The 26,977-nt window shown below is 69.4% G+C and carries 29 protein-coding genes and 1 riboswitch; of the genes, 13 read left to right on the top strand and 16 right to left on the bottom strand.

Annotation, left to right across the window (positions count from 1 at the left end; all coding sequences use genetic code 11):
- Window positions 1-147: 147 nt before the first annotated feature.
- From ACFY3C_RS28760 to ACFY3C_RS28725, 8 genes are all read right to left on the bottom strand, one after another.
- Window positions 148-951, bottom strand: coding sequence for a protein kinase (locus tag ACFY3C_RS28760; protein WP_390772779.1), 804 nt, complete (start codon window positions 949-951; stop codon window positions 148-150).
- Between the two features lie 7 nt (window positions 952-958).
- Complete coding sequence (locus ACFY3C_RS28755; protein ID WP_390772778.1) at window positions 959-1,834, bottom strand: radical SAM protein; 876 nt, start codon at window positions 1,832-1,834, stop codon at window positions 959-961.
- 128 nt (window positions 1,835-1,962) lie between these two features.
- Window positions 1,963-2,151, bottom strand: a complete 189-nt coding sequence (locus tag ACFY3C_RS28750) for a hypothetical protein (RefSeq protein ID WP_390772777.1) — start codon at window positions 2,149-2,151, stop codon at window positions 1,963-1,965.
- Window positions 2,145-2,552, bottom strand: coding sequence for an ATP-binding protein (locus tag ACFY3C_RS28745; RefSeq protein ID WP_390772793.1), 408 nt, complete (start codon window positions 2,550-2,552; stop codon window positions 2,145-2,147). Before ACFY3C_RS28745 ends, ACFY3C_RS28750 begins: the two co-directional genes overlap by 7 nt.
- 174 nt (window positions 2,553-2,726) lie before the next feature.
- Window positions 2,727-3,575, bottom strand: a complete 849-nt coding sequence (locus ACFY3C_RS28740) for a helix-turn-helix domain-containing protein (protein ID WP_390772776.1) — start codon at window positions 3,573-3,575, stop codon at window positions 2,727-2,729.
- Between the two features lie 15 nt (window positions 3,576-3,590).
- A complete protein-coding gene (locus ACFY3C_RS28735) occupies window positions 3,591-4,124 on the bottom strand; it encodes a DUF6879 family protein (protein WP_390772775.1) in 534 nt (177 codons plus the stop codon).
- Window positions 4,093-4,359, bottom strand: a complete 267-nt coding sequence (locus tag ACFY3C_RS28730; RefSeq protein ID WP_390772774.1) for a hypothetical protein — start codon at window positions 4,357-4,359, stop codon at window positions 4,093-4,095. The genes ACFY3C_RS28735 and ACFY3C_RS28730 overlap by 32 nt, the downstream gene beginning before the upstream one ends.
- A 144-nt stretch (window positions 4,360-4,503) precedes the next feature.
- Complete coding sequence (locus ACFY3C_RS28725; RefSeq protein ID WP_390772773.1) at window positions 4,504-4,758, bottom strand: GntR family transcriptional regulator; 255 nt, start codon at window positions 4,756-4,758, stop codon at window positions 4,504-4,506.
- A gap of 168 nt (window positions 4,759-4,926) precedes the next feature.
- Here ACFY3C_RS28725 and ACFY3C_RS28720 point away from each other — a divergent pair, with 168 nt between their 5' ends.
- Together ACFY3C_RS28720 and ACFY3C_RS28715 are read left to right on the top strand one after the other, a co-directional pair.
- The gene (locus ACFY3C_RS28720) at window positions 4,927-5,187 is read left to right on the top strand and encodes a hypothetical protein (RefSeq protein WP_390772772.1); all 261 of its coding nucleotides are present in this window, start codon (window positions 4,927-4,929) and stop codon (window positions 5,185-5,187) included.
- A complete protein-coding gene (locus ACFY3C_RS28715) occupies window positions 5,184-5,441 on the top strand; it encodes a hypothetical protein (RefSeq protein WP_390772771.1) in 258 nt (85 codons plus the stop codon). Before ACFY3C_RS28720 ends, ACFY3C_RS28715 begins: the two co-directional genes overlap by 4 nt.
- Window positions 5,442-5,539: 98 nt before the next feature.
- On the opposite strand, the gene ACFY3C_RS28710 is transcribed toward ACFY3C_RS28715, so the two are convergent.
- Complete coding sequence (locus ACFY3C_RS28710; protein WP_390772792.1) at window positions 5,540-6,364, bottom strand: DMT family transporter; 825 nt, start codon at window positions 6,362-6,364, stop codon at window positions 5,540-5,542.
- 354 nt (window positions 6,365-6,718) lie between these two features.
- Between ACFY3C_RS28710 and ACFY3C_RS28705 the strand changes: the two genes are divergently transcribed.
- The 4 genes from ACFY3C_RS28705 to ACFY3C_RS28690 all read left to right on the top strand — a co-directional run bounded on the left by ACFY3C_RS28705 (window position 6,719) and on the right by ACFY3C_RS28690 (window position 9,882).
- Entirely contained in the window at window positions 6,719-7,066 is a 348-nt protein-coding gene (locus ACFY3C_RS28705; RefSeq protein ID WP_386578426.1) for a GntR family transcriptional regulator, read from the top strand.
- Window positions 7,063-8,070: a DUF1648 domain-containing protein gene (locus ACFY3C_RS28700; protein WP_390772770.1), complete on the top strand. Its 1,008-nt coding sequence runs from the start codon at window positions 7,063-7,065 to the stop codon at window positions 8,068-8,070. The genes ACFY3C_RS28705 and ACFY3C_RS28700 overlap by 4 nt, the downstream gene beginning before the upstream one ends.
- A 259-nt stretch (window positions 8,071-8,329) precedes the next feature.
- Window positions 8,330-8,683, top strand: a complete 354-nt coding sequence (locus ACFY3C_RS28695; RefSeq protein ID WP_386578428.1) for a hypothetical protein — start codon at window positions 8,330-8,332, stop codon at window positions 8,681-8,683.
- A 14-nt stretch (window positions 8,684-8,697) separates the two neighbouring features.
- A complete protein-coding gene (locus ACFY3C_RS28690; protein WP_390772769.1) occupies window positions 8,698-9,882 on the top strand; it encodes a glutathionylspermidine synthase family protein in 1,185 nt (394 codons plus the stop codon).
- A gap of 7 nt (window positions 9,883-9,889) precedes the next feature.
- On the opposite strand, the gene rocD is transcribed toward ACFY3C_RS28690, so the two are convergent.
- Window positions 9,890-11,095: an ornithine--oxo-acid transaminase gene (gene rocD / locus ACFY3C_RS28685; RefSeq protein WP_390772768.1), complete on the bottom strand. Its 1,206-nt coding sequence runs from the start codon at window positions 11,093-11,095 to the stop codon at window positions 9,890-9,892.
- A gap of 100 nt (window positions 11,096-11,195) precedes the next feature.
- A riboswitch (ZMP/ZTP riboswitch) is annotated at window positions 11,196-11,287 on the top strand.
- 32 nt (window positions 11,288-11,319) lie between these two features.
- Between rocD and ACFY3C_RS28680 the strand changes: the two genes are divergently transcribed.
- The 3 genes from ACFY3C_RS28680 (at window position 11,320) to ACFY3C_RS28670 (ending at window position 14,685) form a co-directional block, all read left to right on the top strand.
- Complete coding sequence (locus tag ACFY3C_RS28680; RefSeq protein ID WP_390772767.1) at window positions 11,320-12,768, top strand: glycine hydroxymethyltransferase; 1,449 nt, start codon at window positions 11,320-11,322, stop codon at window positions 12,766-12,768.
- Between the two features lie 126 nt (window positions 12,769-12,894).
- Window positions 12,895-13,911 carry a tryptophan--tRNA ligase gene (gene trpS / locus ACFY3C_RS28675; RefSeq protein ID WP_386578432.1) on the top strand — a complete coding sequence of 339 codons (1,017 nt, stop codon included), beginning with the start codon at window positions 12,895-12,897 and terminating at the stop codon, window positions 13,909-13,911.
- A 192-nt stretch (window positions 13,912-14,103) separates the two neighbouring features.
- Window positions 14,104-14,685: a 2'-5' RNA ligase family protein gene (locus ACFY3C_RS28670; protein WP_386578433.1), complete on the top strand. Its 582-nt coding sequence runs from the start codon at window positions 14,104-14,106 to the stop codon at window positions 14,683-14,685.
- An 87-nt stretch (window positions 14,686-14,772) separates the two neighbouring features.
- On the opposite strand, the gene ACFY3C_RS28665 is transcribed toward ACFY3C_RS28670, so the two are convergent.
- On the bottom strand, window positions 14,773-15,528 hold the full coding sequence (locus ACFY3C_RS28665; protein WP_386578434.1) for a decaprenylphospho-beta-D-erythro-pentofuranosid-2-ulose 2-reductase: 756 nt from the start codon (window positions 15,526-15,528) through the stop codon (window positions 14,773-14,775).
- A gap of 85 nt (window positions 15,529-15,613) precedes the next feature.
- Here ACFY3C_RS28665 and ACFY3C_RS28660 point away from each other — a divergent pair, with 85 nt between their 5' ends.
- On the top strand, window positions 15,614-16,540 hold the full coding sequence (locus ACFY3C_RS28660; protein ID WP_386578435.1) for a YihY/virulence factor BrkB family protein: 927 nt from the start codon (window positions 15,614-15,616) through the stop codon (window positions 16,538-16,540).
- Here the strand turns inward: ACFY3C_RS28660 and ACFY3C_RS28655 are convergent.
- Window positions 16,488-17,723: a D-alanyl-D-alanine carboxypeptidase family protein gene (locus ACFY3C_RS28655; RefSeq protein ID WP_390772766.1), complete on the bottom strand. Its 1,236-nt coding sequence runs from the start codon at window positions 17,721-17,723 to the stop codon at window positions 16,488-16,490. The genes ACFY3C_RS28660 and ACFY3C_RS28655 overlap by 53 nt on opposite strands.
- 91 nt (window positions 17,724-17,814) lie before the next feature.
- Here ACFY3C_RS28655 and ACFY3C_RS28650 point away from each other — a divergent pair, with 91 nt between their 5' ends.
- The 3 genes from ACFY3C_RS28650 (at window position 17,815) to ACFY3C_RS28640 (ending at window position 21,118) form a co-directional block, all read left to right on the top strand.
- Window positions 17,815-18,054, top strand: coding sequence for an SCO4848 family membrane protein (locus ACFY3C_RS28650; RefSeq protein WP_386578437.1), 240 nt, complete (start codon window positions 17,815-17,817; stop codon window positions 18,052-18,054).
- A gap of 17 nt (window positions 18,055-18,071) precedes the next feature.
- Window positions 18,072-19,361 carry a metallophosphoesterase gene (locus ACFY3C_RS28645; protein WP_390772765.1) on the top strand — a complete coding sequence of 430 codons (1,290 nt, stop codon included), beginning with the start codon at window positions 18,072-18,074 and terminating at the stop codon, window positions 19,359-19,361.
- A gap of 197 nt (window positions 19,362-19,558) precedes the next feature.
- Window positions 19,559-21,118: an ABC transporter substrate-binding protein gene (locus tag ACFY3C_RS28640; protein WP_390772764.1), complete on the top strand. Its 1,560-nt coding sequence runs from the start codon at window positions 19,559-19,561 to the stop codon at window positions 21,116-21,118.
- Here the strand turns inward: ACFY3C_RS28640 and ACFY3C_RS28635 are convergent, their stop codons facing one another.
- The 4 genes from ACFY3C_RS28635 to ACFY3C_RS28620 all read right to left on the bottom strand — a co-directional run bounded on the left by ACFY3C_RS28635 (window position 21,119) and on the right by ACFY3C_RS28620 (window position 26,451).
- Window positions 21,119-21,865, bottom strand: a complete 747-nt coding sequence (locus ACFY3C_RS28635) for a TetR/AcrR family transcriptional regulator (protein WP_386578441.1) — start codon at window positions 21,863-21,865, stop codon at window positions 21,119-21,121.
- A 9-nt stretch (window positions 21,866-21,874) separates the two neighbouring features.
- Entirely contained in the window at window positions 21,875-22,390 is a 516-nt protein-coding gene (locus tag ACFY3C_RS28630) for a thiol-disulfide oxidoreductase DCC family protein (protein WP_390772763.1), read from the bottom strand.
- 14 nt (window positions 22,391-22,404) lie between these two features.
- Entirely contained in the window at window positions 22,405-22,812 is a 408-nt protein-coding gene (locus tag ACFY3C_RS28625; RefSeq protein ID WP_390772762.1) for a hypothetical protein, read from the bottom strand.
- A gap of 162 nt (window positions 22,813-22,974) precedes the next feature.
- Complete coding sequence (locus ACFY3C_RS28620; RefSeq protein ID WP_390772761.1) at window positions 22,975-26,451, bottom strand: DNRLRE domain-containing protein; 3,477 nt, start codon at window positions 26,449-26,451, stop codon at window positions 22,975-22,977.
- Window positions 26,452-26,977 lie beyond the last annotated feature (526 nt).

Here is a 26,977-nt window from a genome sequence, read left to right as displayed (position 1 = left end):
CGATCCGCAGCCTGATCCGCCGGGCAAGGACCACCCACCGCTGTACCAACCGCTCCCAACGACACTTCTGACGATCACCTATCGGCGCGACCTGTAAGGGTGCGTGAGTGGGTTCGGGACCGCCGGACGGCGCTGGCGCGTTCTGCGTCAGACCGCCGTGACTCCTCTGTACTCGGTCCAGGACCGAGACGCAGCGACCATGGACTTCAGCCAGGCCGCATCCGGCTTCCGCTCGGCGAAGGCACGGTACATGCGCAGGTTGGCGGCGGCGAAGGCATCGATCGCACCTGGAGCCGCCTTGTGCCATGCGGGCAGCTGGGACGCCCACCTCTCCGCATAACCTGGACTGTGTCCGGCTGCAACGAGCTGGAGAACCAGGAGGGCAGGATCGATGAAACCTGCCCCCCGGGTAGGCCAAGCCCAATCCACAGCCCAGACGCCCGGAGCCCCCACCAGCAGGTTGCTCGGGTTGATATCCGTGTGGAGAAGCGAGTCCCCCCGGAACAGCTCGGCTTCCGAGCTGTCGGCGGCGAAGCGGTCCCACCGGGTCTCGATCCAGTCCCGAGCTACCTCCGGAAGGGCCAACCGGCCGATGCGGTCGATGACGTCGACCACCAGGGGGAGATCCGGGGAGCCGGGGGCGAAGTCGGAAGACCGTCCGTCGACCACTTCGAAGCCCAGCACCAACCAGTGTTCGTCTTCCGCTTCCCACAGCAGTGGCGGGGAGACGGGACTCACGAACCCGTTGATCAGCCTCTCTCTGATGATGGAGTCCCGCCGGCCTCCGGGCCGACTGCGTACCGCCTTCACGAAGAACGGGCCCTTCTCGCATTCGACAACGGCCGTCAGATCCGAGCTGAACCCGCGGACAGTCCGCCGGACCTCGACAACTGGGCCCGTGTACTGCCGGATCAGGGGGCGAATCTCGGACTCGGGAAGGTCGGTGTCCATGTGCCCTTCAGTTCCTCGGGGTGCACTCACTTCCGGGAAATCCCGGGGAGCATTCGTCATCGTTGTCGTCGGGGCCGCAGGGCTTGGCGCTCACGCCGCGCTCCGCCCGGATGGCCGCATTGGCCCGCGCCATCTCAGGGCCGCCGAGGATAGCGGCCAGCGGAGCATCCTGGACGTTGCCCACGCCCAGCCACGTAGAGAAGACGCAGGGAGACACCGAGCCGTCCGGGCCGATGGACGCGCGCCCGGTGCCGCACCGTCCACAGAGACCGCCGGTGTGCGGCTCCTGTCCGTTGGCTCCGCGCCCGAAGGGGCGCACGTGGTCGACGCGAACGTCAGACACGCCCAGGGCCTCAAGCTCCCGCCGCGTCTCCTCGCCGGTCTGCGAGGCGTCGGCGACGATCACGGACACGCGGATCGGGATGCCGTACTCCATCGCCTTCACGATGTTCACGCGCGTCCGGGCGTGACTCGGCCGCGCGGTAACCGCGTTGTGCTCCTCCGCCCGGTCGGAGTAGTACGACGTGGCCAGCGTGACGCCGTCGCACTGAAGAAGCTCCCACCACGCCTCCGTGACGTGAACCAGGTTGCTGTACACCTCGACCTTCAGGCCGAGCTGCCGCGCGTACCCGATCAGGTCCGGCGCGTTGGGGTGCAGCGTCACTTCACCCCCGGTGAACTGCACGCCCGGGATGCCGAAGGCAGCGGCCTGGCCGAGCACGCTCCTCCAGTCCTCGGCGGTCATCGTGCCGTGCGTCCCGTCCGGCCCCGAGTTGTTGTGGCAGTGACCACAGTTCAGTTGGCACTGACGGGTGAGGTCCAGCCACAGGAACCGGGGAGTGCCAGCCGTCTTGACGGCCGGAGCTTCTGCGATGACGGTCATTCACGTACCTCTCTCGTTGGTCTTTCGGTCCGAGGTGATGCGCGACGTGCCTTGCAACCCGCTCCCCATCGCCTCTCGGTTTGGCGTAGGGAGACCGGAGGTTCGGTTGTTGGATGGGGAGCGGGAGCTCAGAGGTCGCCGCGAATGGCGGCAACGATGGTCCACGAGCAGAGCACGTAAACGGTGATCGCGAAGGTGATCCAGCCGAAGCGGCGCAAGCGCTCCTCGATGCGGCGGGGTACTGCCAGCTCCACGCATCGCTCCGGGTCCGCGACGCCCGCCCGTTCGTCTTCGGGCAGCAGCCGTAGAGTCAGCATGCCGGGACCACCAGCTCCGCCCAGACGGTTTTGCCCCAGCGCATTTCGTCGTAGCCCCAGCGGTGTGAGAGCGCGTCGATGAGCACCAGGCCGCGCCCAGTCTCATCGCCGCCGGCGACCAGGTCCATTTTCGGCAGGGCGTGGGATTTGTCGGTGACGCCGATCCGGACGAGATCGTTCGTTACGAGCCGGACGGATACCCGGACCAGACGGCACGAGGTGTGGCGGACCGCGTTGCCCACCAGCTCGGAGACGATCAGCGTGCCCGCATCGGCCAACTCGCCTATGCCCCAGGTGTTCAGCGCGGCCGAGACGAGCAGCCGGGCACGACGGGCCGTCTCGGGCTCACAGGGGAGTGTTTCGGTGTAGCCGGGTGCTCCGACTGCAGTGGGTCTGGTCATGACGCTCACGGGGTCGTCTCCTCGGGGCTGGGACGTCCCGCCCTCAACGGGGGATACGAGCGGGACTCTCCTCCACTGCCGCCGAGGGGGGAGCCTGAACCTGCCCGGCGACGCCAACGACCGTACGGAGAACCGGAGTTCTTCCTCAATGAAATTGCGGGGAATTGCGCAACGTCATCCGAGGGAGTTGATCGCCGCCTCGATCAAGGCGCGGGCGCCGTTGCCGTGGACGGCCATCTTCATCAACTCACCGAACGCCTTGCGGTAGTCGGCAAGTTCGCGCGGCTGCACCACGTTGACCTCGGCTGTGAGGGTTTCCACGACGCTGCGTGTGCCGTCATGGAGGTAGAACGCCTCCAGCGGCCACATGGTCCTTTGTGCAGTGAAGGGGATGATGCCCAGGGAGACGGAGGGGAGCGGCATCACGGTCAGCAGATGCCTCAGTTGTCCAGCCATCGTCTCGGCGTCGCCGACGCGGTAGCGCAGGACGCACTCCTCCATGAGCACGATGAACCGGTGTCCACCCTCGTACAGGAACCGGCTCCGGGCGACGCGGGCGGCAACGGCCTCGGAGACGTCGTTGGGAGTGCCCTGGAAGTCGGTGATGGCCTCCATCAGGGCCGTGGCGTAGGCGGGGGTCTGGAAGAAGCCGGGTACGACATTGGAGACGTACGCGTGGGTGACGCCGGTCTGCGCGTAGAGGTCGTAGAAGTCCTCCTGGGTCTTGCGCATGCCGGTGCGGTGGCTCCTGCGCCACTCCACGTACATCGAGTCGACGGCGCGGGCCGTGGCGATCAGGTCGTCGGCCTGGTCGGCGGCGTCACAGGCGCTGCACCAGGCGCGGATGTCCACGTCGGTGGGCTGCACCTCGCCTTTTTGGATGCGGGTGGTTTTGGCAGGGTGCCAGCCACACCGGGCGGAGAGTTCCTTCCCGGTGAGGCCGGCGTCCTTGCGAAGGTGCGTCAGGCGTACGGCGAGCGCTTCACGGGCTGCCTGAGCGCTGGACGAAGGGGAGGCGGGCATGGGGCGGGGCGGGGGTCAGACGGTGTACTTCTCGTGGTCGACGGCACGCTCCCACACGGCCTCGAACGCGTCGGAGCACAGCTTGACCACGGCGGGGCTCTCGCTGAATTCCTTTGGCGGAACCGCCCAATCACCGTCCCCGGTGAAGATGTTGAACTGGACCAGGCGGTCGTCGAACAGCCAGAAGTCGGCTCCAGGCAGGGCGATGTCCAGGGCCCGCCGACGGGGCAGCCAGCGCACCAACTCACCCGCCTCGACGTTCAGCGGGGTGGCGGCGTGCTCCCAGCGGATGTAGTCCGTCACGGGCTCGGAAACGATCCTGGCCCGACGCATCATCACGCCACGGCCGACGGCCTCCCGTACCATGCCCAGCCACTCGGGCCACCACCGCGCCGTCGGGTCGAGATCGACGTGGCCAGTGCGCTTGAACTGCTCGAACTCCTCGGCCTCGTCTCCGACGCCGTACGCGTCGCGCATCTCCAGGTGCACCGCGCTGTGCCGCGTACTGGCCAGCAGCTCAGCGAAGCTCGGCACGCCGCTCTGCGACATCGCACGCCTCCCTCAGAATCGGCACCATGCTGGCGGGGATGCGGATCACCGTCTCGTGGGCGGGGATTCCCACCGCGTGACCGGAGACCCACTCCGTGCCGCCGATCAGTGCCTCCAGCGCTTCCTCGGCCTTGACGCCCTGGAGGACCAGGTCAGCCGTCTCCTCTTCCACCCACACCGTCGGCGACCCCTCGCCCCCGGTGTTCGGGTCGATCCCGATGAACTGTAGGTCCACGATGCCCTCCCGGATCAAGTCGGTTGCGCGTTCTTGCGTGCGACGCTTCCGAAGGGGGCAAGGGCCGTCAAGGGCGCGGGGTCGGTTCGGTGTGACGTTGGCTTGAACGCACCAACTCTCAGTCGCAGAAGCCGCGGGGGGCCTCTAGGCAGGGGAGGGTGGCAGGGGATCGACCACGAACGACCCACGCGCGCGTACGGTCACTACCAATCCCTTGTCCCGAAGGATGTCCAGGGCGCGGCGGACGGTACCCGGACCGACTTTGTATTCGTGCGTCATCGTCAGTTCTCCCGGCAGTCGGGTACCGGGCGGGTACTCGCCGGAACGGATCTTCCGCTCGATGATCGCGGCCAGCTGTTCGTACACGTACTGCGGCGAGTCGGGGCTGATCTTGTCCACGTTTTGACCGTAGAGCGCCACTCTCCACTACGCATTACCTAGTACTACTACCAACCACTACCCATCACTACCGTAATCTGGGTAGGGTATGGAGGGAACGAAAACGCCCCGGCGGGAAGGGTGAGAGCTTCCATGCCGGGGCTGAGCCGACTGATTAGGAGTCGACCCATGCGCAGCTTACTGGCCGCATTCCTGAGCCTCTTCCTGCCTCCTCGTGGAGCGCAACACGCCGACACGCGGCCGCCCCTCATCGCCTGCCCGTACGTGCCCGCGTTCCGGCTCACTCGCTCACGTCGAACGAGGCCGTACCCGACGGACGTCATCGCCGCCGAAGGTCTGCCGCCGGTCCGGCCCTACGTCGTCGTCTGGGAACGCGAGCGTGACGAACAAGAACGGCGCTACTACGCCCCGTGGGAGGCTGCCGTATGAGTACGTCACCCCTCCGCAGCCTCGGCGTCGACCCCGCCACTGGCAAGGAGGCATTCGTGGTCGCGCGCCCCGGCGGTTTCCTGGAGGTGCTGGCCGACGCGCGTGCCCTGGAGACCGCCGCCGTCCTGGTGGCAGTCGTCGGCGCCGTACTTGAGGCAGGGGAGGCGTCGGATGTCGAACTCGCCGCCTTCGTACCGCCGTTGCACGCGGCGCTCGGCGAATGCGTGGGCATGATTGCGGCGGACGGGGAATGACGGTGTAGGAGCATGCCGTCGTAGGGCATTCAATGCTGCCCTGGGTGCCCGAGGCTCGTCCTGGGCACCCATCGAGTGGCGGGTTCGAGGAGGCGGCTTCAGGCTTCTTCCGCCTCCGGCGCCTCCCCGAACCGAGCCAGCGCCAACGCCCCCGCCACCGCCACCGCGAACCCCAGCACAGCCAGCCAGGTGAAGCCCTCCCGCGTCCGGTCGCCGAGCCAGATCACGCCGATGGCCGCCGGGCCGATCGTCTCGCCGATCACCAGGCCGGCCGTCGCCGTCGTCACCGCGCCGCGCTGCAGGGCGGAGGTCAGCAGGATGAAGGCGGCGGCGCCGCCGATCAGGAGGGCGTAGGCCGCCGGGTTGGTGAGCAGATCGGCCAACCGCAGCGAGTCGATCAGGCGGACCGAGACCTCCACCACCCCGAACCCGAAGCCCGCCCCCAGCCCCAGCACCAGCGCCCGCATGCGCCCGGACAGCCGCCCGCCCAGCAGCGCGAGTACCAGCATGCCGACCGCAGTCGCGAGCATCGCCCACTTCAGGGCGTCCGAACCCTCCTGCTCCCCCTCCGGCCCGGACGCCACCCCCAGCATCGCGAGCCCGGCGCACACCACGCCCACCGCGCCCCACTCCATACCGCTCAGCCGCACCCGCAGCAGGCGCGCCGCGACCACCGCGGTCACCGCCAGACTCGACGCCAGTGCCGCACTGACCGCGTAGATGGGAATCGAGCGCAGCGCGGCGATCTGGAACAGGAAACCCAGTCCGTCCAGGGCCAGCCCGGCCAGGTACCGCCACTGCCGCAACGCCCGTAGCAGCAGTGCGGCTTCGCCGCCCCCGCCCGTACCGGCCTCCCGCGCCGCGATCGCCTGCAACACCGTCGCCGTACCGAAGCAGAGCGCCGCGGCCAGGGCACACACCATTCCAAAGAGCACGAAGTGACTTTAGGCGAACGGGGAATCGCGGAGGCCTCCGCACCCGCTCTCACACCGTTAGCGGTGCGCAGTCCGTCCGTCGGCCCCTCGGCCTGGCGCCCTGCGGCCGAACACCCGGCGGCGGCACTCCGTGTGAAGACCTCGCCGCCGAGGCGCGCGAACGCGGCCGGCGCCTGGCTCGGTGTCGCTCGTGCCGCAACGGGCCTACCTCGGCGAAGAGTTCAGTGGTCACATCGGCTGACAGTTCGTCATCCTGCTGCCTCGTCCGGTCACATCGGCGCGGACTCGGCCATCCCTGCACCCTGTCCGCCTGATATGCATGGTGCTATCTTCAGTAGCACCATGTTGCTGCGATTGGACAAGAGAGACACCCGCCCCCTGCACGAGCAGGTGGCAGGGGCCATCCGGCGCGCCATCGCCGAGGGTGAGTGCCGGCCGGGAGACCGCCTGCCGTCGGCACGTGACCTCTCCCAGGCGCTGGACGTCAACGTCAACACCGTCCTCAGGGGGCTGCGCAGCCTCCGGGACGACGGGCTGCTGGAGTTCCGCAGGGGCCGGGGTGTGACCGTGGCGGAAGGTGCCGACGAGCGCTCCGGACTTCTGAACCAGGTGTACGCGCTGGTGACCGAGGCGGCACGAATGGGCTACAGCAGGACCGATCTCATCGAGATGATCAGGGGGATACCGTGAACGATGGCGCAAGGACCGAGCGCGGTGTGCGCTGGGGTGCCGGGGTGTGGACAGTGGGTACGGCCGGGCTGATCGCCGCCCTGCCCTGGGCCGCCCACGGGCGGCTGCCGGACCGCTTGGCCACCCACTGGGGGTCCGGGCAGGACACCCCGGACGGATCCATGCCCCTCTGGGCGGCATCCCTCTTTCCGGCCCTGATCTGGCTGGCCCTGACCGCGATCGTGTTCGTGGCCCAGCGGCGGGCCGGAGACCCCGCGCGCAGCACGATGCGGGCGTGGACCGCCGCCGCCCTGCTGTCGGGGGGCATCCTCCTCGGCGGCGCGCAGGCGTCCGTCGTCCGCGCGAACCTGGACCACACGGACTGGCACCAGGCCCGCCAGCCAACGGCGTGGATCATCGTGACGCTCACCGGGGCGGCCGTCGCCGCCGGAGTCGTCGGATGGCTGGTGAACTCGCGCGTGGCGGCCTCCGTCGCGCCCGCCACGCAGGAGCCCTCCGGCCCGGTGCTGGAGATCCCGCGCGGGCAGCGCCTGGTGTGGTTCTCCCGCGTCACCAATCCCTGGCTCCACCTGCTGGCGGCAGTGGCCGGCCTGGTGGCGGTGGCGGCCCTCGTCGCTCTGGTCGGCGGCCTCGCCACCGCCGGCCCGTTGTGGGCGTTGTTCGCACCGTTCGCGCTCACGTCCCTGGCCGTGGCCGGCTGCGCCACCGTGCAGGCACGCGCGTCGGAGCGCGGCCTGGAAGTGGCGTTCGGACCGCTCGGCTGGCCCGCCCGGCGCTGGCCGGCCGAGGACATCGAGTCGGCCCGCGCCGAGAACCGCACCCCCGCACAGGTCGGAGGCTGGGGCTACCGGCTCAGTGGTCTCGGCACCACGGTCATGCTGCGGAGCGGAGAATGCCTCGTCATCCGGACCCGGGGAAAGGGTAGGGAATTCGCCGTCAGCATCGACGACGCGGAGCGTGGCGCAGCTCTCCTTAACGCGCTCAATATGACTCGGAACGGCTGAATCTGTTATTCCGTGTGAGCCATGACACACGGGTTCGACCTGCGTGCTTTTTCGCCCTTCAGTAGCGGGAAGTCGCCCATTCCTCCGCATGGCCACCGTACTCCACGGCACAGCACACACCCTCCCAAAGAGCACGAAGTGACCTTGGGTGAGGGGTGAACCGGTGACCCACCTCGGTGGCCGCTCTCACCGTTCTCTAGGCTGACCGCCGAAAACAGGCCGGCCAACCGGCAGGCTGGGCAACGGGGGAGACACCAGCATGGACACCGCACGACGACGCCTTCGCTCAGGAACCGTTCTCCTCGGCGGCATGGGCCTGCTCGCCACCGCCCTGACCGCCTGCTCCTCCGCCCCGGACAAGCGCTGCGTCGACCGCGACAGCTACCAACTCGCCAAGGGCTACAAGGTCGTCTCCGACAAGAACTGCAAGTCCACCAAGGCCTTCGTCAACGGCGCCTGGTACTACGGCGGCAAGAAGAAGGGCTCCTGGGTGAGCGGCGGTTCCTTCACCAAGCCGAGCAAGGGCTCCGGCTCGCATTCCAGCTCGGGCGGCTCGCACGGCGGCGTCCACCGTGGCGGCTTCGGCGGCGGTCACGGCAGCTCCGGCGGCTGACGAGGAAACGCCCCATGGAACGCCGTACGACCACCCCCCGCCCCGGCTGGCAGCAGACCGTCGAGGAGCAGGGGCTCGTCTACCCCCTGACCCGCCACCCCGACGGCTCGCTGCGCCCCTACTGGGACGAGAGCGCCTACTACGTCTTCACCCTGGACGAGGTCGAGGCGCTGGAGGAGACCGTCGAGGAACTGCACCGCATGTGCCTCGCGGCCGCCGAGCACATCGTGGCCGAGGGCCGCCTCGCCGACCTCGGCATCACCGACCCGCGCGTCGCCGAGGCCGTCACCGAGGCCTGGCGCCGCCGCGCCGAACTCCCCTCCGTCTACGGCCGGTTCGATCTGCGGTACGACGGCACGGGCCCGGCCAAGCTGCTTGAGTACAACGCGGACACCCCGACCTCGCTGGTCGAGGCCGCCTCCCCCCAGTGGTTCTGGATGGAGGAGCGCTTCCCCGGCGCCGACCAGTGGAACTCCCTGCACGAACGCCTCGTCGACGCCTGGCGCGAGCAGGCCGCGCTGCTCCCGCCGGGCAGCCCGCTGCACTTCGCGCACTCCTCCGCCGACGAACTCGGCGAGGACCTGATGACGGTCGCCTACCTGAAGGAGACCGCCGAACAGGCCGGCCTCGCCACCGACTGGATCTCCATGGAGGAGATCGGCTGGGACACCCTCTCCGGCCGCTTCGTGGACAACGGGCTCCGCTTCATCCGCAGCATCTTCAAGCTCTATCCGTGGGAGTGGCTCACCACCGACGCCTTCGCAGGGCATGTCCTCGACACCCTGGACAACGGCGGCGGCACCGGCAGCACCCTGTGGATCGAACCCGCCTGGAAGATGCTCCTGAGCAACAAGGCCCTGCTGGCGATCCTCTGGGAGCTGTACCCCGGCCACCCGAACCTGCTGCCCGCCTACCTGGACGGCCCGCGCGAGCTGTCCGGGTCGACGGGCTATGTCGCCAAGCCGCTGCTGGGCCGCGAGGGCGCGGGCGTGACCGTCCACGAGCCCGGCGCACCGGCCGTCACCCGGGACGAGCCCTGCTGCTACCAGCAGCTCGCCCCGCTGCCCACCTTCGACGGCAACCACCTCGTCCTCGGCGCCTGGGTCGTCCGGGACGAGCCGGCCGGCCTCGGCCTGCGCGAGTCCTCGGGCCTGATCACCGACGAGTACGCCCGCTTCCTGCCCCACGTGATCCTCTAGGACACTCCTAAACCTCCAGCACCGCACGCAGCTGGGCGAGCCCCCAGTCCAGATCCTCCTTGCTGATCACCAGCGGCGGCGCGATCCGGATCGTCGCACCGTGGGTGTCCTTCACCAGGACACCCCGGTCCATCAGCCGCTCGGACACCTGCCGGCCCGTCCCGACCCTCGGCGCGATGTCGACCCCGGCCCACAGCCCCCGCCCACGCACCGCCGTCACCTTGCCGGTGCCGAGCAGGGCGCCCAGCTCCCGGTGCAGATGCTCGCCGAGCTCGGCGGACCGCGCCTGGTACTCGCCCGTCCGCAGCATCCTGATCACCTCCAGCGCCACCGCACACGCCAGGGGGTTCCCACCGAACGTCGATCCGTGCTCACCCGGCCCGAACACCCCGAGCACCTCGATGCTCGACACCACCGCCGACACCGGCAGGATCCCGCCGCCCAGCGCCTTCCCCAGCACGTAGGCATCCGGTGCGACCCCCTCGTGCTCGCACGCGAAGGTCCGCCCGGTCCGGCCCAGCCCCGACTGGACCTCGTCGGCGATGAACAGCACGTCCCGCTGCCGGGTCAGCTCCCGCACCCCCGGCAGATAACCGGGCGGCGGGACGATCACGCCCGACTCGCCCTGGATCGGTTCGAGCAGCACCGCGACCGTGTTCTCGGTGAGCGCCTCCCGCATCGCGGTCAGGTCGCCGTACGGCACGATCTGGAAGCCCGGCGTGTACGGACCGAAGTCCGCCCGCGCCTCGGGGTCGGTGGAGAAGCTGATGACCGTCGTCGTACGGCCATGGAAGTTGCCGCTCGCGACCACGATCTTCGCCATCTCGGCGGGCACCCCCTTGATCCGGTACCCCCACTTCCGGGCGGTCTTCACCGCGGTCTCCACCGCCTCGACGCCGGTGTTCATCGGCAGCACCATCTGCATGCCGCACAGCGCGGCCAGCTCGGTGCAGAACGCGGCGAACCGGTCGTGGTGGAACGCCCGCGACGTCAGCGTCACCCGCTCCAGCTGCGCCCTGGCCGCCTCCACCAGCCGCGGGTGTCCGTGGCCGAAGTTCAGTGCCGAGTACCCGGCCAGCAGGTCGAGGTAGCGCCGCCCCTCGACATCCGTCATCCAGGCCCCCTCCGCGGTGGCGACGACCACCGGCAGCGGGTGGTAGTTGTGCGCACTGTGGGCGTCGGCGGCGGCGATGAGCGTCTCCGTAACGTTCACGGGAACTCCAAAGGGCCAGAGAGTCGGATGCACCCCCTTCTTATCCTCGCTCGCATGGTGGACGCGGGACCTGCGCGATCCGGCGCGCCCGGTAGGCTGATCAGCGGGCCGTGACTGGCGCGCTAGGGATGGGACCGACCATCGGGGAGCGGCCCGAGCGGGAAAACAGTGCCGTGCGCCTGGGCCGAACGTGAACGCTGTACGCACACCGTCCGGAGGTCCCCATGCCAGAGCAGCCCCTGTCGACCGAATCCATCGCCTTCCGTGCCGCCCTCGACGTGATCCGTGCCGTCGAGCCGCGGGTCGCCGACGCCATCGGCCAGGAGGTGACCGACCAGCGCGAGATGCTGAAGCTGATCGCCTCCGAGAACTACGCCTCCCCGGCCACCCTGCTGGCGATGGGCAACTGGTTCAGCGACAAGTACGCCGAGGGCACCATCGGCCGCCGCTTCTACGCCGGCTGCCGCAACGTCGACACGGTGGAGTCCCTGGCCGCCGAGCACGCCAAGGCGCTCTTCGGCGCCCGGCACGCCTATGTCCAGCCGCACTCCGGCATCGATGCCAACCTCGTCGCCTTCTGGGCCGTGCTCGCGGACCGCGTGGAGGTCCCGTTCCTGGAGAAGACCGGCGCCCGACAGGTCAACGACCTCTCCGAGGCCGACTGGGCCGAGCTGCGCCAGGCCTTCGGCAACCAGCGCATGCTCGGCATGTCCCTGGACGCCGGCGGCCACCTCACCCACGGCTTCCGCCCGAACATCTCCGGCAAGATGTTCGACCAGCGCTCCTACGGCACCGACCCGGCCACGGGCCTGATCGACTACGAGGCGCTGCGCGCCCAGGCCCGCGAGTTCAAGCCGCTGATCATCGTCGCGGGCTACTCGGCGTACCCCCGCCTGGTGAACTTCCGCATCATGCGCGAGATCGCCGACGAGGTCGGCGCGACCCTGATGGTCGACATGGCCCACTTCGCCGGTCTGGTCGCCGGCAAGGTCCTGACCGGCGACTTCGACCCGGTCCCGCACGCCCAGATCGTCACCACGACCACCCACAAGTCCCTGCGCGGCCCGCGCGGCGGCATGGTCCTGTGCGACGACTCCCTGAAGGACCAGGTCGACCGCGGCTGCCCGATGGTGCTCGGCGGCCCGCTCCCGCACGTCATGGCCGCGAAGGCCGTCGCCTTCGCCGAGGCCCGGCAGCCCTCGTTCCAGGACTACGCCCAGCGCATCGTCGACAACTCGCGCGCCCTCGCCGAGGGCCTGATGAAGCGCGGCGCCACCCTGGTCACCGGCGGCACGGACAACCACCTCAACCTGATCGACGTGGCCACCTCCTACGGCCTCACCGGCCGCCAGGCCGAGGCGGCCCTCCTGGAATCCGGCATCGTCACCAACCGCAACGCCATCCCGGCCGACCCGAACGGCGCCTGGTACACCTCCGGCATCCGCATCGGCACCCCCGCCCTGACCACCCGGGGCCTCGGCACGGCGGAGATGGACGAGGTGGCGGGCCTGATCGACCGAGTCCTGACGGCGACCGAGCAGGGCACCACCAAGTCGGGCGCCCCGTCCAAGGCGGCCCACGTCCTGGACGAGAAGACCGCGCAGGAGATCGCCCAGCGGGCGACGGACCTGGTGGCGGCGTTCCCGCTCTACCCGGAAATCGACCTGGGCTGAAGCGCCCCGCAAGGGGCGCGGGGAACTGCGCGAGCGACCACGGACGGCCCGCAGTCCCCCGCGCCCCGAAACCACCTCCCACCTCACGGGCCGATGCCGCCCTCAGCCGATGAGAGAATGGGCAACATGGCCTCTGCTGACCGACCCCGCGTGCTCTCCGGCATCCAGCCCACCGCCGGCTCGTTCCACCTCGGCAACTACCTCGGCGCCGTCCGCCAGTGGGTGGCCCTGCAGGAGTCCCACGACGCCTTCTACATGGTCGTCGACCTGCACGCGATCACGGTCCCGCAGGACCCGAAGGACCTGCGCGCCAACACCCGCCTGGCCGCGGCCCAGCTGCTGGCCGCCGGTCTGGACCCCGACCGCTGCACCCTCTTCGTGCAGAGCCACGTGCCCGAGCACGCCCAGCTCGCCTGGATCATGAACTGTCTCACCGGCTTCGGCGAGGCCAGCCGGATGACCCAGTTCAAGGACAAGTCCGCCAAGCAGGGCGCCGAGCGGGCCTCCGTCGGCCTGTTCACGTACCCGATCCTGCAGGTCGCGGACATCCTGCTGTACCAGGCCAACGAGGTGCCGGTCGGCGAGGACCAGCGCCAGCACATCGAGCTGACCCGCGACCTCGCCGAGCGTTTCAACGGCCGGTTCGGCGACACGTTCACGATCCCGTCGCCGTACATCCTCAAGGAGACGGCGAAGATCTACGACCTTCAGGACCCGTCGATCAAGATGAGCAAGTCGGCGTCCACGCCGAAGGGCCTGATCAATCTGCTCGACGAGCCGAAGGCGACGGCCAAGAAGGTCAAGAGCGCCGTCACCGACACCGACACCGTGATCCGCTACGACGCGGAGAACAAGCCGGGCGTGTCGAACCTCCTCACCATCTACTCCACGCTCACCGGCAAGTCGATCGCCGAGCTGGAGCAGGACTACGAGGGCAAGATGTACGGCGCGCTCAAGACGGACCTCGCCGAGGTCATGGTCGAGTTCGTGACGCCGTTCCGGGAGCGCACCCAGCAGTACCTGGACGACTCCGAGACGCTCGACTCGATCCTCGCCAAGGGCGCGGAGAAGGCGCGCGCGGTTGCCGCGGAGACGCTTGCGCAGGCATACGACCGGGTGGGTTTCCTGCCGGCGAAGCACTGAGAAGCACGAACCGGCGCTGAGGCGCACGACCGTACACACCTCCGAGCGGGCAGAGCGCTGCACATCACTTCCACTGCGCCTGCCCACAGGACACCCGTGGCCGTACAGTCGATAGCCGACGGCCCGGACGAAGACGCGACGAAGACGGCGGCGAAGACGGCCGGAAAACAGCACGCGACGACAGGAGACGACGTGGGGACCGTAACGATCGGCGTGTCGATCGCGGTCCCGGAGCCTCACGGCAGCCTGCTCCAGGAGCTGCGCGCGGGCTTCGGCGACGCCGCGGCTCACGGCATCCCCACGCATGTCACCCTGCTGCCGCCGACCGAGGTGGACGCGACCGACCTTTCGGCGGTCGAGGCGCACCTCACGCAGGTCGCGGCGGCCGGCCGGCCGTTCCCGATGCGGCTGTGCGGGACCGGCACCTTCCGGCCCCTGTCGCCGGTCGTCTATGTGCGTGTCGCGCAGGGTGCCGAGGCCTGCGCCTGGCTGCAGCAGCGGGTGCGGGACGCCTCGGGTCCGGTGGCGCGCGAGCTGCAGTTCCCGTACCACCCGCATGTCACGGTCGCGCACGGCATCGACGAGGAGTCGATGGACCGCGCCTTCGCCGAGCTGGCCGGCTTCGAGGCCGAGTGGCCGTGCACCGGGTTCGCGCTGTACGAGCAGGGCGCCGACGACGTGTGGCGCAAGCTGCGGGAGTACACGTTCGGTGGATCCGTGGTGCCTCCGCAGGGGGGCCACGCGGACGTCGAGCGCGGGGCGCTCCGCGGGTAGTGCCGCGATGTGCCGTCACTCGTCTGCGGCATCGTTGTGGCTGGTCGCGCAGTTCCCCGCGCCCCTTTGGGGCGCTGGACCAGGGCGCTAGATCGGCAGCCGTCGGAACAGTGCCCGCGGCGTGTGCCGCAGAGCCGTCATCACCAGCCGGAGCGCGCCCGGCACCCACACCGTCTCCGAGCCGCGGCGCAGGCCCAGTTCGACGGCTGTGGCGACGGCCTCGGGGGTGGTGGCGAGCGGGGCCGCGGGCAGGTCCGCCGTCATGCGGGTACGGACGAATCCGGGGCGTACGACCATGACGTGCACGCCGGTGCCGTAGAGCGCGTCGCCGAGGCCCTGGGCGAAGGCGTCGAGGCCGGCCTTGCTGGAGCCGTAGATGAAGTCGGCGCGGCGGGCCCGTTCGCCGGCGGCGGCGGAGAGGACCACCAGGGAGCCGTGGCCCTGGGTCTGGAGGGCGCGGGCCGCGGTCAGGCCCGCCGACACGGCCCCGGTGTAGTTGGTCTGGGCGACCCGGACCGCGCGCAGGGGCTCGCGCTCGTCGTGGGCCTGGTCGCCGAGGATGCCGAACGCGAGCAGCACCAGGTCGATGTCGCCCTCGGCGAAGACCTTGCCGAGGGCCGCCTCGTGGGACTCGGGGTCGAGGGCGTCGAAGGCGACGGTGCGGACCTCGGCGCCCAGAGCACGCAGCTGCTCGGCGGCCTGGTCCAGGGCGGGCGAGGGCCGGCCGGCCAGCCAGACGGTGCGGGCGCGGCGGGCGATCAGCCGGCGGGCGGTGGCCAGCGCGATCTCGGACGTGCCGCCGAGGACGAGCAGGGACTGGGGCAGAGCGGTGGCGTCCTTCATGACAGCCGACCGTATCGCCCGCATATGTCCGTTCTGGTGAAGAAACGCGGTGTTGACGTCCACCAGGAGCGGGCACAGTCCGATCATGGACTGGCTCAAGAGGCTCCCCGGGATCGGGCCGATCGTCACCTGGCTGATGACCACGCACGCGTGGCAGTCGTACGAGCGGCTGGACCGGGTGAAGTGGACACGGCTGGCCGCCGCGATGACCTTCATCAGCTTCGTCGCGCTGTTCCCGCTGCTGACGCTGATCGCCGCGATCGCCGCCGCCACGCTCAGCCAGTCGCAGCAGAAGGACCTGCAGCACAAGATCGCCGACCAGGTCCCCGGCATCGCCGACCAGCTGAACATCAACTCCCTGGTGCAGAACGCCGGTACGGTCGGAGTCATCGCCGGTGCCGTGCTGCTGTTCATCGGCATCGGCTGGGTCGGCCAGATGCGCGAGTGCCTGCGCGTGGTGTGGGAGCTGCCCGACCGAACAGGGAACCCGGTCCTGGCCAAGGTCAAGGACGCGGGCATCCTGGTCGGTCTCGGCGGAGCCCTCCTCGCCACGCTCGCCATCTCCACCGTCGCCTCCGCGCTGGTGGGCTGGACCACCGACCAGCTCGGCATCGAGCGGGCGGGCTGGGGCGCCGTCCTGCTGCGGATCGCCGCGTTCACCGTCGCCGTGCTCGCCGACTTCCTGCTCCTGCTCTACGTCCTGACCCTGCTGCCCGGCGTCGAACCGCCGCGCCGCCGCCTGCTGGAGGCCGCGCTCCTCGGCGCGGTCGGCTTCGAACTGCTGAAGGAGTTGCTCAGCGGCTACATCCAGGGAGTCGCCGCGAAGAGCATGTACGGCGCGTTCGGCGTCCCGGTGGCCCTGCTGCTGTGGATCAACTTCACCGCGAAACTCCTCCTGTTCTGCGCCGCCTGGACGGCGACGCAGAGCGAGGAGAGCGAGGAGGGCGAACGCGAGGACGTCAGGAACGCGTCCGACGGCGCATCAGGTCCGGCAGCGGCCAACGGCGGTTGACGAGGAACGCCCCGCCGCCGAGCAGCACCAGCAGCCCGCCGGCGACGGCCAGGGCGATCCCGACGCCGCTGGAGCCGCCCGCGGCGGTGGCGCTCGCCACCGGCTTCGAGCCGGACCCGCCGGTCTTCCCCGCCGCCCCGGCGGAGGCGGTGGCGCCCGGGCTCGGGGTGGACTGCGTGGCGCTCTTCGGCGGGACCAGCTCGCCCACCGGGCTGACCTTGCCCGCCGCCTTGAAGCCCCAGTCGAGCAGCTGCGCCGTCTCCTTGTAGACCTCGTTGTGCTCGTGCTTCTCCGGGTTCATCACCGTGACCAGCAGCACCCTGCCGTTCCGCTCGGCGACACCGGTGAAGGTGGCGCCCGCGTTGGTGGTGTTGCCGTTCTTCACCCCGGCGATGCCCTGGTACACGGGCACGTCGGTGTCACCGCTCAGCAGTCGGTTGGTGTTCTGGATCTCGCTGGACCCGAACTTCGCCCGCACCGTCGAGCAGTAGTCGCGGAAGTCCTTCTTCTGCAGACCGGAGCGGGCGAACAGCGTCAGGTCGTACGCCGACGACATCTGCCGCGGCGCGTCGTAGCCGTCCGGGCTGACCACGTGCGTGTCCAGGGCCTGCAGTTCGTCGGCGTGGTCCTGCATGTCCTTGACGGTCCGCGCGATGCCGCCGTTCATCGCGGACAGCACGTGCACGGCGTCGTTGCCCGAGCGCAGGAAGACGCCGAGCCACAGGTCGTGGACGGTGTAGGTGCGGCCCTCCTTTATCCCGACCACGCTGGAGCCGACGCCCATGCCGGCCAGGTCGTTCGGCACCACCTTGTGCTCGGTCGTCTTCGGGAACCTCGGCAGCACGGTGTCGGCGAACAGCATCTTCAGGGTGCTCGCCGGGGGCAGCCGCCAGTGCGCGTTGTGTGCGGCGAGGACATCGCCGGACTCGGCGTCGGAGACGACCCAGGAGCGGGCGGTGAGGTCCTTGGGGAGCACGGGCACGCCGGCGGCGAGGTTCACCTGAGTCCCGGGCAGCCCGAGCCGGGCTCCGCCGACCTGCGACATCTGGGCCGGGGGCGTGGCCGTCGGGCTCGTCGACGGGGTCGGGGCCGCGAGCGCGGCGGGCGCGGTGACGGACAGGGACAGCAGCGTGGCGGTGGTGACCAGCAGGGATCGCCTGACGGTCTTCTTCGGTGCGGGCACGGCCCTGAACGTACCGGGCACGGGCCGCGAAGTCCCGCCGCGCACCCCACCCCGGACACGGAACCGGACATCGAACGGCGATACTGATGTCATGAAGCTCAGCCGCCCGGTCTCCTGGTTCCTGCTCGCCTTCGGGGTGTGGAGCTGGGTCATCTGGGTCACTTTCGTCAAGAACCTGGTCAAGGACGCCAGCGGTCTCGCCTTCGACGACGGTCACCCGACCGCGTACTTCTGGGTGCACCTGCTGCTGGCGGTCGTCTCCTTCGTATTGGGGACGGTCATCGGGGTCATCGGGTTGCGCGGACTGCGCGCACTGCGCCGGATGTCATAGCGGGGGAACTCGGCAGCGTGGTCATCGTCTTCGTCCTTGTCGCGTTGATCGTCCTGGCCGTCCTGGTGCTGGGGCACTGGTACGTGTGGCGCCGTCTGGTCCGCGACACGACCCGCGGCCCGGGCCGCGCCCGCCGCGCCGGCACGGCGGTCTTCGTCGCCGGCCCGCTCCTGATGATCACGGCCCTGGTCGCCGAACGCTCGGGCGCCCCCTTCTGGCTCCAGCGCACCCTCGCGTGGCCCGGCTTCCTGTGGATGGCGCTGGCGCTGTACCTGCTGCTGGCGGTGGTGGCGGGAGAGGCGGTACGACCGCTGCTGAGACGCGTCCTGGTCCGGCGGCACCCCGTGGAGCCGCTTCCCAGCCGACAGCTTCTGGCGGCGGGTGTGCACGGCCCGGGTGGCCCGGGGGCGGAGCCCCCTGGTACGCCCGCTGCGGCACCGGCACCGGAACCGGAACCGGCCCAGGAACCCGCGGCACAGAACCCCACCCGCCGCCTGGTCGTCTCCCGCGTCATCGGCGGAGCCGCAGCCGCCGCAGCCGTGGGGACCGTCGGCTACGGCACCTACGGCGTTCTGCGCGGGCCCCGGGTGAAGCGGGTCACCGTCCCGCTCGCCAAACTCCCGCGCGCCGCACACGGCTTCCGGATCGCCGTCGTCAGCGACATCCACCTCGGCCCCGTCCTGGGCCGTGGCTTCGCGCAGCGGGTCGTCGACACCGTCAACGCCACCCAGCCCGACCTGATCGCGGTCGTCGGCGATCTGGTGGACGGCAGCGTCAAGGACCTCGGCCCGGCCGCCGCACCCCTCGCCCAGCTCACCGCCCGGCACGGCGCGTTCTTCGTGACCGGCAACCACGAGTACTTCTCCGGCGCCGAACAGTGGGTGGCCGAGGTGCGCACGCTCGGCCTGCACCCGCTGGAGAACGCCCGCACCGAGCTGCCGTACTTCGACCTGGCCGGGGTGAACGACCTCCAGGGCGAGAGCGAGGGCCAGGGACCGGACTTCCACAAGGCGCTCGGGGACCGGGACCGGGCACGCGCCTGCGTGCTCCTCGCCCACCAGCCGGTGCAGATCCACGAGGCCGTCCGGTACGACGTCGACCTCCAGCTCTCCGGCCACACCCACGGCGGCCAGCTCTGGCCCGGCAGCCTCATCGCCGCCGCGGCCAACCCGACCGTGGCCGGTCTCGACCGGTACGGCGACACACAGCTGTACGTCAGCCGGGGCGCGGGCGCGTGGGGTCCGCCGACGCGCGTGGGGGCGCCGTCGGACGTGACAGTGATCGAACTCGCCGCGACGCGAGCGTGACCAAAACTCACCCCACCCCTGTGAAGACGCTGTGAAACCCAGCGGAAACAACGTCTCGGTAAGTTCTTGCACATCTGGTCAGAAAGCCCTTCCCCCAAGTGAAAGTCCTGTGATTAGGTGAGCCGCGCCGCTTAGGGGAGTGGCGAAATTGTGCTGGCCAGGGGTAGGGCCCTGGAGGGCCTGGGGAGGGCACCACCATGCGATCTGTTCGCATGCGCATTCTCGTGACACTGCTCGTACTCGCTGTCGTGGGAATCGGCGGCTGGCAGTTGCTGCCGTCGCAAACGGACAAGAACAAGACGATCAGGGTCGGTACGACCGACGCCGTCACTTCACTGGACCCAGCGGGCGCGTACGACGCCGGTTCCTGGGCCCTGTTCAGCAACGTCTTCCAGACGCTGCTCACCTTCGAGCCGGGCGGTGTCGAGCCAATCCCGGACGCCGCGAAGAGCTGTGACTTCGTGGGCAGCGGGCTGAAGACGTACCAGTGCCGGCTGCGTGACGACATCACTTTCCCGAGCGGGCGCAAGATGACCGCCGATGACGTCCGGTACTCCTTCGAGCGGGTGAAGAAGATCGACGCCCCCGTCGGCCCGGCGTCGCTGTTCTCCACGCTCGGCACGGTGACCGCCGACAGCGCGACGACGGTCACCTTCCATCTGTCGTCCCCGGACGCCACCTTCCCGCTGAAGGTCGCCACGGGCGCAGGTGCCATCGTCGACAAGGACAAGTACCCGGCCACCGCCCTGCGCAAGGACGACGGCGTCGACGGCACCGGCCCGTACACGCTGACCTCGTACACGAAGGACCAGAAGGCCGACCTCGACCCGTACGGGAACTACAAGGGCTACCTGAGCGGCACCGGCCGCCCGATCGAGCTGCGCTACTATACCGACTCCGACCAGCTCAACAGCGCCTGGCAGGACAAGCAGGTCGACGTCGCCACCCGGACGCTGCCGCCGAGCGTGCTGTCCCGGCTGAACCCGAGCGACCCGGACAACCGCGTCACGGAGTCCGACAGCGCCGAGACCCGCAACCTCTACCTCAACACCCGTGCCGGTTCGCCGCTGCACGACGGGCGCGTGCGGCGCGCCCTGGCCTGGCTGGTCAACCGCGAGAAGCTGGCCGCCAAGGTGTACGAGGGCACGGTCGACCCGTTGTACTCGCTGATCCCGACCGGCATCACCGGCCACACCACCGCCTTCTTCGACGACTACCCGACGCAGAGCACCCAGAAGGCGCGGGAGCTGCTCACCCAGGCCGGGGTGACCCTGCCGGTGCACTTCACCTTCGGCTACGGCAAGAACCGGGGTGCGGGCGAGGAGGAGGCCGCCGAGCTGAAGAAGCAGCTGGAGACGGGCGGCCTGTTCAAGGTGGACGTCCAGGGCTACGAGTGGACCGACTTCCAGAAGCGCTGGGCCGCCGGGAAGATGGACGCGTGGGCGGTCGGCTGGGTGGCCGACTACCCCGACCCGGACACCTTCGGCTCCCCGCTCGTCGCCACCGGCTCCACCATGGCCACCGGCTACAGCAACAAGGTCGTCGACCACCTCATCCTGGACAGCCAGCAGTACGCCGACCGCCCGCGGGCCGCGAACGACTTCCATGACATCCAGGCGGCCGTGGCGACCGACGTGCCACTGATCCCGCTGTGGCAGCGCAAGGAGTACGTGGTCAGCACCGAGGACGTCGGCGGCGGCCAGTACCTCACGGACGGCACGGGCGTCTTCCGCCTGTGGCGTCTGCAGTGGATCTGATCAGCCCGTCTCGTCGCGGCGAGCCCTGGCCCCCGGGTCCGGCAGTGCCTTCGTCATCCCCGGCAGGAAGTCCGTGAACAGTTCGTGGACTTCGAGCACCAGGGGACGCAGCACCCGGAAGCGGGCCAGGGCGACCCCGCGGGCGGTCAGCCGCGCGCCCCGGCGGGCCAGCCGGTAGCTGCGCTCACGTCCCTCGGTGCGGTCGAACACCCAGTACAGGACAAGGCCCATCTGGGAGAGCCACATCAACTCCGGGAGCACGTCCCGGAGTTCGGGCGCGACCTTGGACTTGGATCCGGCCAGCACCTCGCGGTGGACGCTGATGGCCTGCTCACGGGCGTGCTCGCTCTCGGGTGAGAACGGGCTGAGCGGGCTGTCGGGGTCGGCGGCGTTCTTGAAGAACTGCACCGCGAACTCGTGGTACGGCTTGGCGATGTCCAGCCATGCGGTCAGCACGCCCGCGAGCCGCGCCTCCAGGTCGGTCTCCCGGTCCAGGACCTCCCGGACCGCCACCTGGTGCTCGGCGGCGATCCGGTCGTAGAAGCCCTGGATCAGGTGCTCCTTGCCCGCGAAGTAGTAGTAGGCGTTGCCTACGGAGACCCCGGCCTCCTTGGCGATGGCCCGCATGGTCGTCTTGTCGTAGCCCCGCTCCTGGAACATCCGCATGGCGGTCTCCAGGATCAGGGCGCGGGTCTGCTCGGACTTGGTCGGGGATCCGGCTTCGGGGCCGTCGTTCTTCGCGGGCACGAGAGGAGCCTAACCAGTCGGGCAGGCACCGTCTGAACAGGACGGCGGGTTGTAACTCCAGCCCGTGCCCGGGTGGTACGCCCACCCGTCCGCCCGCCGGTAGGACGCCCCACCCCACTGCGCACCACCCCGCTGTGCGCCGCCCCACAGCGCGCCTCGCCACTTCGCGGCCGCCAGCGCCGCACCCCGGGCCAGCTTGGCCCCGGCCGGGGTGCTCAGTTTGTGGGCGAGCGGGCGGTGTTCGCGCAGGGCCCACAGGACGACGATCCAGGCCCGGGAGCCCTGGTAGACCTGGCCGGAGTCGCCGATCACGGTGATCTCGTCGAGGGTGGCGGCGTGGTCGAGCCCCGGGTAGCGCCTGCGGGCCTCGGCGGATCCGGCCGGCACCAGCTCCAGCGGCACCAGCTGCGGCTGCCGTACCAGCCAGTCGCGCAGATGGGTGCAGAGGGCGCACTCGGCGTCGTAAAGGACGGTGAGCCTGCGGACCGGGACGCCCGTGGCGTCCCGGTCCCCCGTGGTGGTCACGGTGGTCACGGTGGTCACACCCCGGCCGTCGGCGGCATCCAGCCCTGCGGGTGCACCGGAGGCTGCTGCTCACGCTCCATGATCCCGCGCCGCCGGATCTTGTTGAGCACGTACACGTTGCCCAGGTGCATCACGCCGAGCACCAGCAGGACCACGCCGAGCTTCGTCGACAGGGCCTCGAAGATGCCGCGGGTGTCCTCGATCGTTTCGTCCCCACTCAGGTACAGCGCCACGAAGCCGAGGTTGACGAGGTAGAAGCCGACCACCAGAAGGTGGTTGACGGCGTCCGCGAGCTTCTCGTTGCCGTGCAGCACGTCGCCGAGGAAGACCCGGCCGTTGCGGCTGAGCGTGCGCGCCACCCATACGGTCAGACCGATGCTGACGACCAGGTAGATGACGTAGGCGATGACGGTGCGGTCCATGCCCCACCCCTTCTTGAACGCGTTCAAAACGCTGACGGGCATGACTGTAGCCCTGCTTTTGAACATGTTCAACTGATTGCGGCGTGCCGGACCTCAGCCCCCTCCGATGCCGAAGGGCGCCCGCCCCCCAGGGGAGCGGACGCCCTTCGTTGGCCTCAGGTGTCAGCCGATGGCGAGGCGTGTCTTCCAGTAACTCGCCGGACCAATGATCTCCGTACCGGAGCCGAGCAGAACGGTCTTACTGCCCGCGTAGAACCGCACAGAGCCATCGGACTTTACGGCCCATATGTCGGGGACGGAATCTCCGTTGGCGTCGGGCGTGCCCATCAGCAGCGGGATGCTGGTGCTGGACCAGCCGTTGGCGCCGTACTCGGTGTCCATGCCCCCGGCGGAGTTCGCGCCTGCGGCCAGGGAGTTCAGGTCCGTTCCGCCGCCGGTGCTCGCCGCGATGCCCTTGCGGAGCATCAGCCGCGAGGAGACGTCGGTGCGATAGATGATGTCGGTGACGCCGTCGCCGCTGACGTCCAGGACGGTCACCAGGTCGCGGTCCTTCCAGGCGGAAGCGGACAGCCTGATCGCCTGGTCGACGGTCGCGCCGTGGTATCCGATGAGGGCCCACAGCTCGTCGTCCGTTCCGGCGCTGTTCCTGACGGTGGCGAAGAAGTCGGTGCGCCCGTCGCCGGTCGCGTCGCCCGCGGCCACGATCTGGGTCATGGCCGAGGGACTGGGGGCGCCCGCCGGGAGCAGGATCTCCCGCCGGCGGTCGACGTTGACGGCCCCGTAGCCGTCACCGGGATAGACCCAGAGCTTGCCCTCGACGCGGACGACCAGGTCCTGGAGGCCGTCGCCGCCGTAGAGGTCACCGTTGTGGGTGATCAGCGCGTCCTTGAAGTGGCCGCTGGGCGCGGACACGTACGGGGCAAGGTCGTCACCGTTCGGATCCTTTTCGGGGTTGGCTCGATAGGCGCCCCGCATCGAGTAGTCAAGGTCGCCCGATCCCTTGGACAGGTCGGACGTGGACTGTGACGGGTACAGGGAGAGGTTCCCGCCCTCCGTGACCACCATCATGTCCGGCAGCTTGTCACCGGTGAAGTCGCCGGGGGTGTCGCCCTGGTCGCGCGGGGCGACGTAGAAGAAGTATTTCGTCGGCTCGGAGACATTGCCGGCGCTGTCCACGGCACGGACGTAGAGCACGTTGGGGCCGGCGGTCGGCGGCTTGGCGCCGCTCATGGTGGCGCTGACCGTGGTGGCCGTACCGCTGACCCGGGCCAGACTGCCGGTGTAATAGGCGGAGTTGAATCCGTACTCGTACCGCACGACGTCGGTGTTCAGGGCCCGCACGGTGAACGAGCCGGGCGTGCCGAACTTCTTGGCGGACCAGTTGGCGTCCTCGGCGTCGTTGCCGAAGCCGTTCTCGCTGCCGTCGGCGTTGGGGAAGTCGGTGGAGCTGACCTTCGGCGGGCGGGGTGCGGTGGTGTCGAGGACGAACCGGCACGGTGTCTTCGGGTACCAGGAGGACGTGGAGCCGGCGTCGTCCAGCGCCCGTACCCGCCAGGAGTAGGTGGCCCCGCTCTTCAGGCCGCTGGTGGAGAACTTCGGCGTGGTGCGCAGCGCGCTGTCCGTATCGCCGCCCGCGGAGACCTTGCCGGTCGACTTCAGCAGGTCGCCGGTGGTGTCCCACTGGCCGGTCTGCCACAGGTCGAAGTCGAAGTAGTCGAGGTTCTTGTCCTTGTCGGTGGCCTTCGCGGTGAACGTCAAGTCATCGGAGCCCATGCGGACATACGGGGTGGTGGTGGTGCACTTGCCGTCCGGGCCGAGGTCGAGGGAGTTGGACACGATGGCCGGCTTGCGGTTGTAGACGAGTTCGAGGACGGGGGCGTTGTCGAGGTCGGCCTGGAACTTCTTCCACGCGTACTGGGAGTGCTCGTCACGGGCGCGCAGTCCGAAGGTGATGGTGTCGTCACCGTCGTCGGCGGCATCCTGTGCTCCGTCCTTGACATCGAAGGCTTCGTAGGCATCGTGGCAGCTGGACGCTTTCCAGCCGTGCGCGAAGCTCTTGGTGGCGAGCTTGTTGCCGTCGTGGAGCTTGGGTGCGTTGCTCCAGTTGGTGTGCGCGTTGACCTCTCCGGTCAGGTGCACACTCATGGAACGTTCACTGCACGACCAGGCGTAGGTCTCCAGCATGCGCAGCTTCGCGCGGGTGATCTTTGTGCCCTTCAGGTCCGGATCGAAGTTGATGTTGAAGTAGGACCGGGAGGTGCCCCAGGTGTCGGACTCGAAGCCGACGCGGGCTTCGTGGGAGCCGCCCTTGTTGAAGCCTTTGCCGTCGTAGAACGTGGCTTTCGGGAAACGGTTGTACGCGGTGGTCCAGTGCAGGATGTGCTTCTTGACCGAGGGGTCGATGAACACCGGGAACGTGGTGTCCGGGTCGGTCAGGAAGTCCTGGTCCGGGGTGAGGGTCCAGTTCCCCGCGGACAGGTCGGCGTCGACCAGCGATCCGCGCGAGTCGGGCGAGGGGCCGTCCAGCAGGGGCAGGCTCAGGGTGGCCGCCGAGCCTGTCTGTGTCGGGTCAGGCGTCGGTTCCGCCGGCGCGGGGGGCAGCGGGGACTCGGATATCGAAGGCTCGGGACCGTCACTGGCCGGGCTTAGGGTCTCGACGTCGGTGTTGCTCTGCTCGTCGGGCTCGGCTGTGTCGTCGGCGGTGGGGCTGTCGCTGGGCATCGGGCTGCTGGTGTCCACCGGGTCGGGCGTCTCGGGCTCGGTCGGCTGAACGCTCGCACCCACGGTGCCGTCGGTGACAGCGGGTGTGCCGCTGCTGTCCCACATCAGCGGCGTGGGGGACACGGCAACCTCGTCACCGCTCTCGTCCTCCGCGCTGACGATGCCGGTGACCGGGTTGAGCCGGAAGGTCAGGTCGGCGGAGTGCAGGCCGTAGGCCAGCTGCTGCGCATGTGGATCCGAGGCGGCCTCGCGGTTCTTCAGCACGACCAGCTGGGCGAAACCGTCGTCGTCGGCGGTGAGTACGAGATCGCCGCCCGGAAAGATGTCCGGGTACAGGGCGCGATTGCCGTCGATGATCGGACTGGGGACCGGGCCGGGCCAGGTGAGCTGGATGTCGTGGTCACCGACGTGCAGGGTGACCAGCGGCGTTCCCGAGTCGGCCGCCTCACCCTTCAGCAGCGAGACGCGGCGCACGGTGGAGCGGTCGGCGTGCTGTTGACCGGTTGCGCGGGAGCCGGAGCCTGCTGAGAAGACCACGCGGGTGTTGGTCGCCTTCGGCTCCCACCCTGCCTTCGTCCGGTGCAGCCCGGGGTCGATCGCCTTCCACTCGCCTCCCACCTTCGCACGGATGGGGGAGGAGTAGAGCCGCTTCTGCATGAGCCCGTCGGGGCGGGCCCAGGTGGTGGAGGAAGCGGTGCGAGCTGCGGTGACCTCCACGTTCTTGCCCGTCCGAGCCGCTTGCGTGAGGGCAGCGCTCTCGGTGACGGCCCCGGCGTGCGGTCGGTGATGGCTGTCGGCGGGGGCTGTGCCGCTGTCCAGCCGCAGTCCCGCGTAGACGATGCCGGTTGCGGCCAACGCGCTCGCGAGCAGTACAGCGCCGGTCCGACCGCCGGGTCTGCGGCGCCAGTTGGGTGTCATCGACCGAGTTCCCCTTCCCCCTCGTTCCCCCTTGGAGCCGGCGCATGAAGAGCTCGGCTCGGGCTCGCAGATGATGACCTATGTGCAACCTGTCGTCATCCTGTGGACGAGTCGTGTTCGAGGAGTCAGCTGCCGCCGTTCCTGCTCCAGCGCATGGGCGGGGGCACAGTGCCGGACGACTGCCGAGCGGCGACACACTGATCAAATCCCCACCTTTAAATACAAGTTGAGGCCTCATATGCGGCCTGGGTAACGCTATGCCCAATAACTCTTGAGAGCCCGGCAAGTGCCATACCTAGGCGTTTCTCGCAGGTTCGCTCCTATTCGATACATGGCGAGTCATTACGCGCCGTGACGATCTTCACATCGTCCACTCATCCCTGGTATTCACTCACAGGTTGATCACAGAATCCCCGTTGTTTGATACGCAGTCACGCGTGGCCTGTCTCCGGTCCCGCTTCCAGTGGTCCGGGGGGACTTCGCCGTGTTCGATCGACTCTTCCTGACCCGCACGCGCCGCCTTACG

It is taken from the genome of Streptomyces sp. NPDC001410 (genome assembly GCF_042895235.1).
Classification (GTDB): Bacteria; Actinomycetota; Actinomycetes; order Streptomycetales; family Streptomycetaceae; genus Streptomyces.
Note: the sequence above shows the minus strand (reverse complement) of the source record. Positions and strands in the feature narration are given on the sequence as shown.

Bases quoted from the DNA above. Each gene is read 5' to 3' on its own strand.
- ACFY3C_RS28740 (WP_390772776.1), bottom strand. From the start codon at position 3,575: ATGCCCGCCTCCCCTTCGTCCAGCGCTCAGGCAGCCCGTGAAGCGCTC.
- ACFY3C_RS28650 (WP_386578437.1), top strand. From the start codon at position 17,815: ATGAAGCTCAGCCGCCCGGTCTCCTGGTTCCTGCTCGCCTTCGGGGTG.
- ACFY3C_RS28620 (WP_390772761.1), bottom strand. From the start codon at position 26,451: ATGACACCCAACTGGCGCCGCAGACCCGGCGGTCGGACCGGCGCTGTA.
- ACFY3C_RS28745 (WP_390772793.1), bottom strand. From the start codon at position 2,552: ATGACCAGACCCACTGCAGTCGGAGCACCCGGCTACACCGAAACACTC.
- ACFY3C_RS28715 (WP_390772771.1), top strand. From the start codon at position 5,184: ATGAGTACGTCACCCCTCCGCAGCCTCGGCGTCGACCCCGCCACTGGC.
- ACFY3C_RS28680 (WP_390772767.1), top strand. From the start codon at position 11,320: ATGCCAGAGCAGCCCCTGTCGACCGAATCCATCGCCTTCCGTGCCGCC.
- ACFY3C_RS28640 (WP_390772764.1), top strand. From the start codon at position 19,559: ATGCGATCTGTTCGCATGCGCATTCTCGTGACACTGCTCGTACTCGCT.
- ACFY3C_RS28720 (WP_390772772.1), top strand. From the start codon at position 4,927: ATGCGCAGCTTACTGGCCGCATTCCTGAGCCTCTTCCTGCCTCCTCGT.
- ACFY3C_RS28710 (WP_390772792.1), bottom strand. From the start codon at position 6,364: ATGGTGTGTGCCCTGGCCGCGGCGCTCTGCTTCGGTACGGCGACGGTG.
- ACFY3C_RS28750 (WP_390772777.1), bottom strand. From the start codon at position 2,151: ATGCTGACTCTACGGCTGCTGCCCGAAGACGAACGGGCGGGCGTCGCG.
- ACFY3C_RS28660 (WP_386578435.1), top strand. From the start codon at position 15,614: ATGGACTGGCTCAAGAGGCTCCCCGGGATCGGGCCGATCGTCACCTGG.
- trpS (WP_386578432.1), top strand. From the start codon at position 12,895: ATGGCCTCTGCTGACCGACCCCGCGTGCTCTCCGGCATCCAGCCCACC.
- ACFY3C_RS28705 (WP_386578426.1), top strand. From the start codon at position 6,719: ATGTTGCTGCGATTGGACAAGAGAGACACCCGCCCCCTGCACGAGCAG.
- ACFY3C_RS28755 (WP_390772778.1), bottom strand. From the start codon at position 1,834: ATGACCGTCATCGCAGAAGCTCCGGCCGTCAAGACGGCTGGCACTCCC.
- ACFY3C_RS28690 (WP_390772769.1), top strand. From the start codon at position 8,698: ATGGAACGCCGTACGACCACCCCCCGCCCCGGCTGGCAGCAGACCGTC.
- ACFY3C_RS28735 (WP_390772775.1), bottom strand. From the start codon at position 4,124: ATGTCGCAGAGCGGCGTGCCGAGCTTCGCTGAGCTGCTGGCCAGTACG.
- ACFY3C_RS28760 (WP_390772779.1), bottom strand. From the start codon at position 951: ATGGACACCGACCTTCCCGAGTCCGAGATTCGCCCCCTGATCCGGCAG.
- ACFY3C_RS28665 (WP_386578434.1), bottom strand. From the start codon at position 15,528: ATGAAGGACGCCACCGCTCTGCCCCAGTCCCTGCTCGTCCTCGGCGGC.
- ACFY3C_RS28695 (WP_386578428.1), top strand. From the start codon at position 8,330: ATGGACACCGCACGACGACGCCTTCGCTCAGGAACCGTTCTCCTCGGC.
- ACFY3C_RS28625 (WP_390772762.1), bottom strand. From the start codon at position 22,812: ATGGACCGCACCGTCATCGCCTACGTCATCTACCTGGTCGTCAGCATC.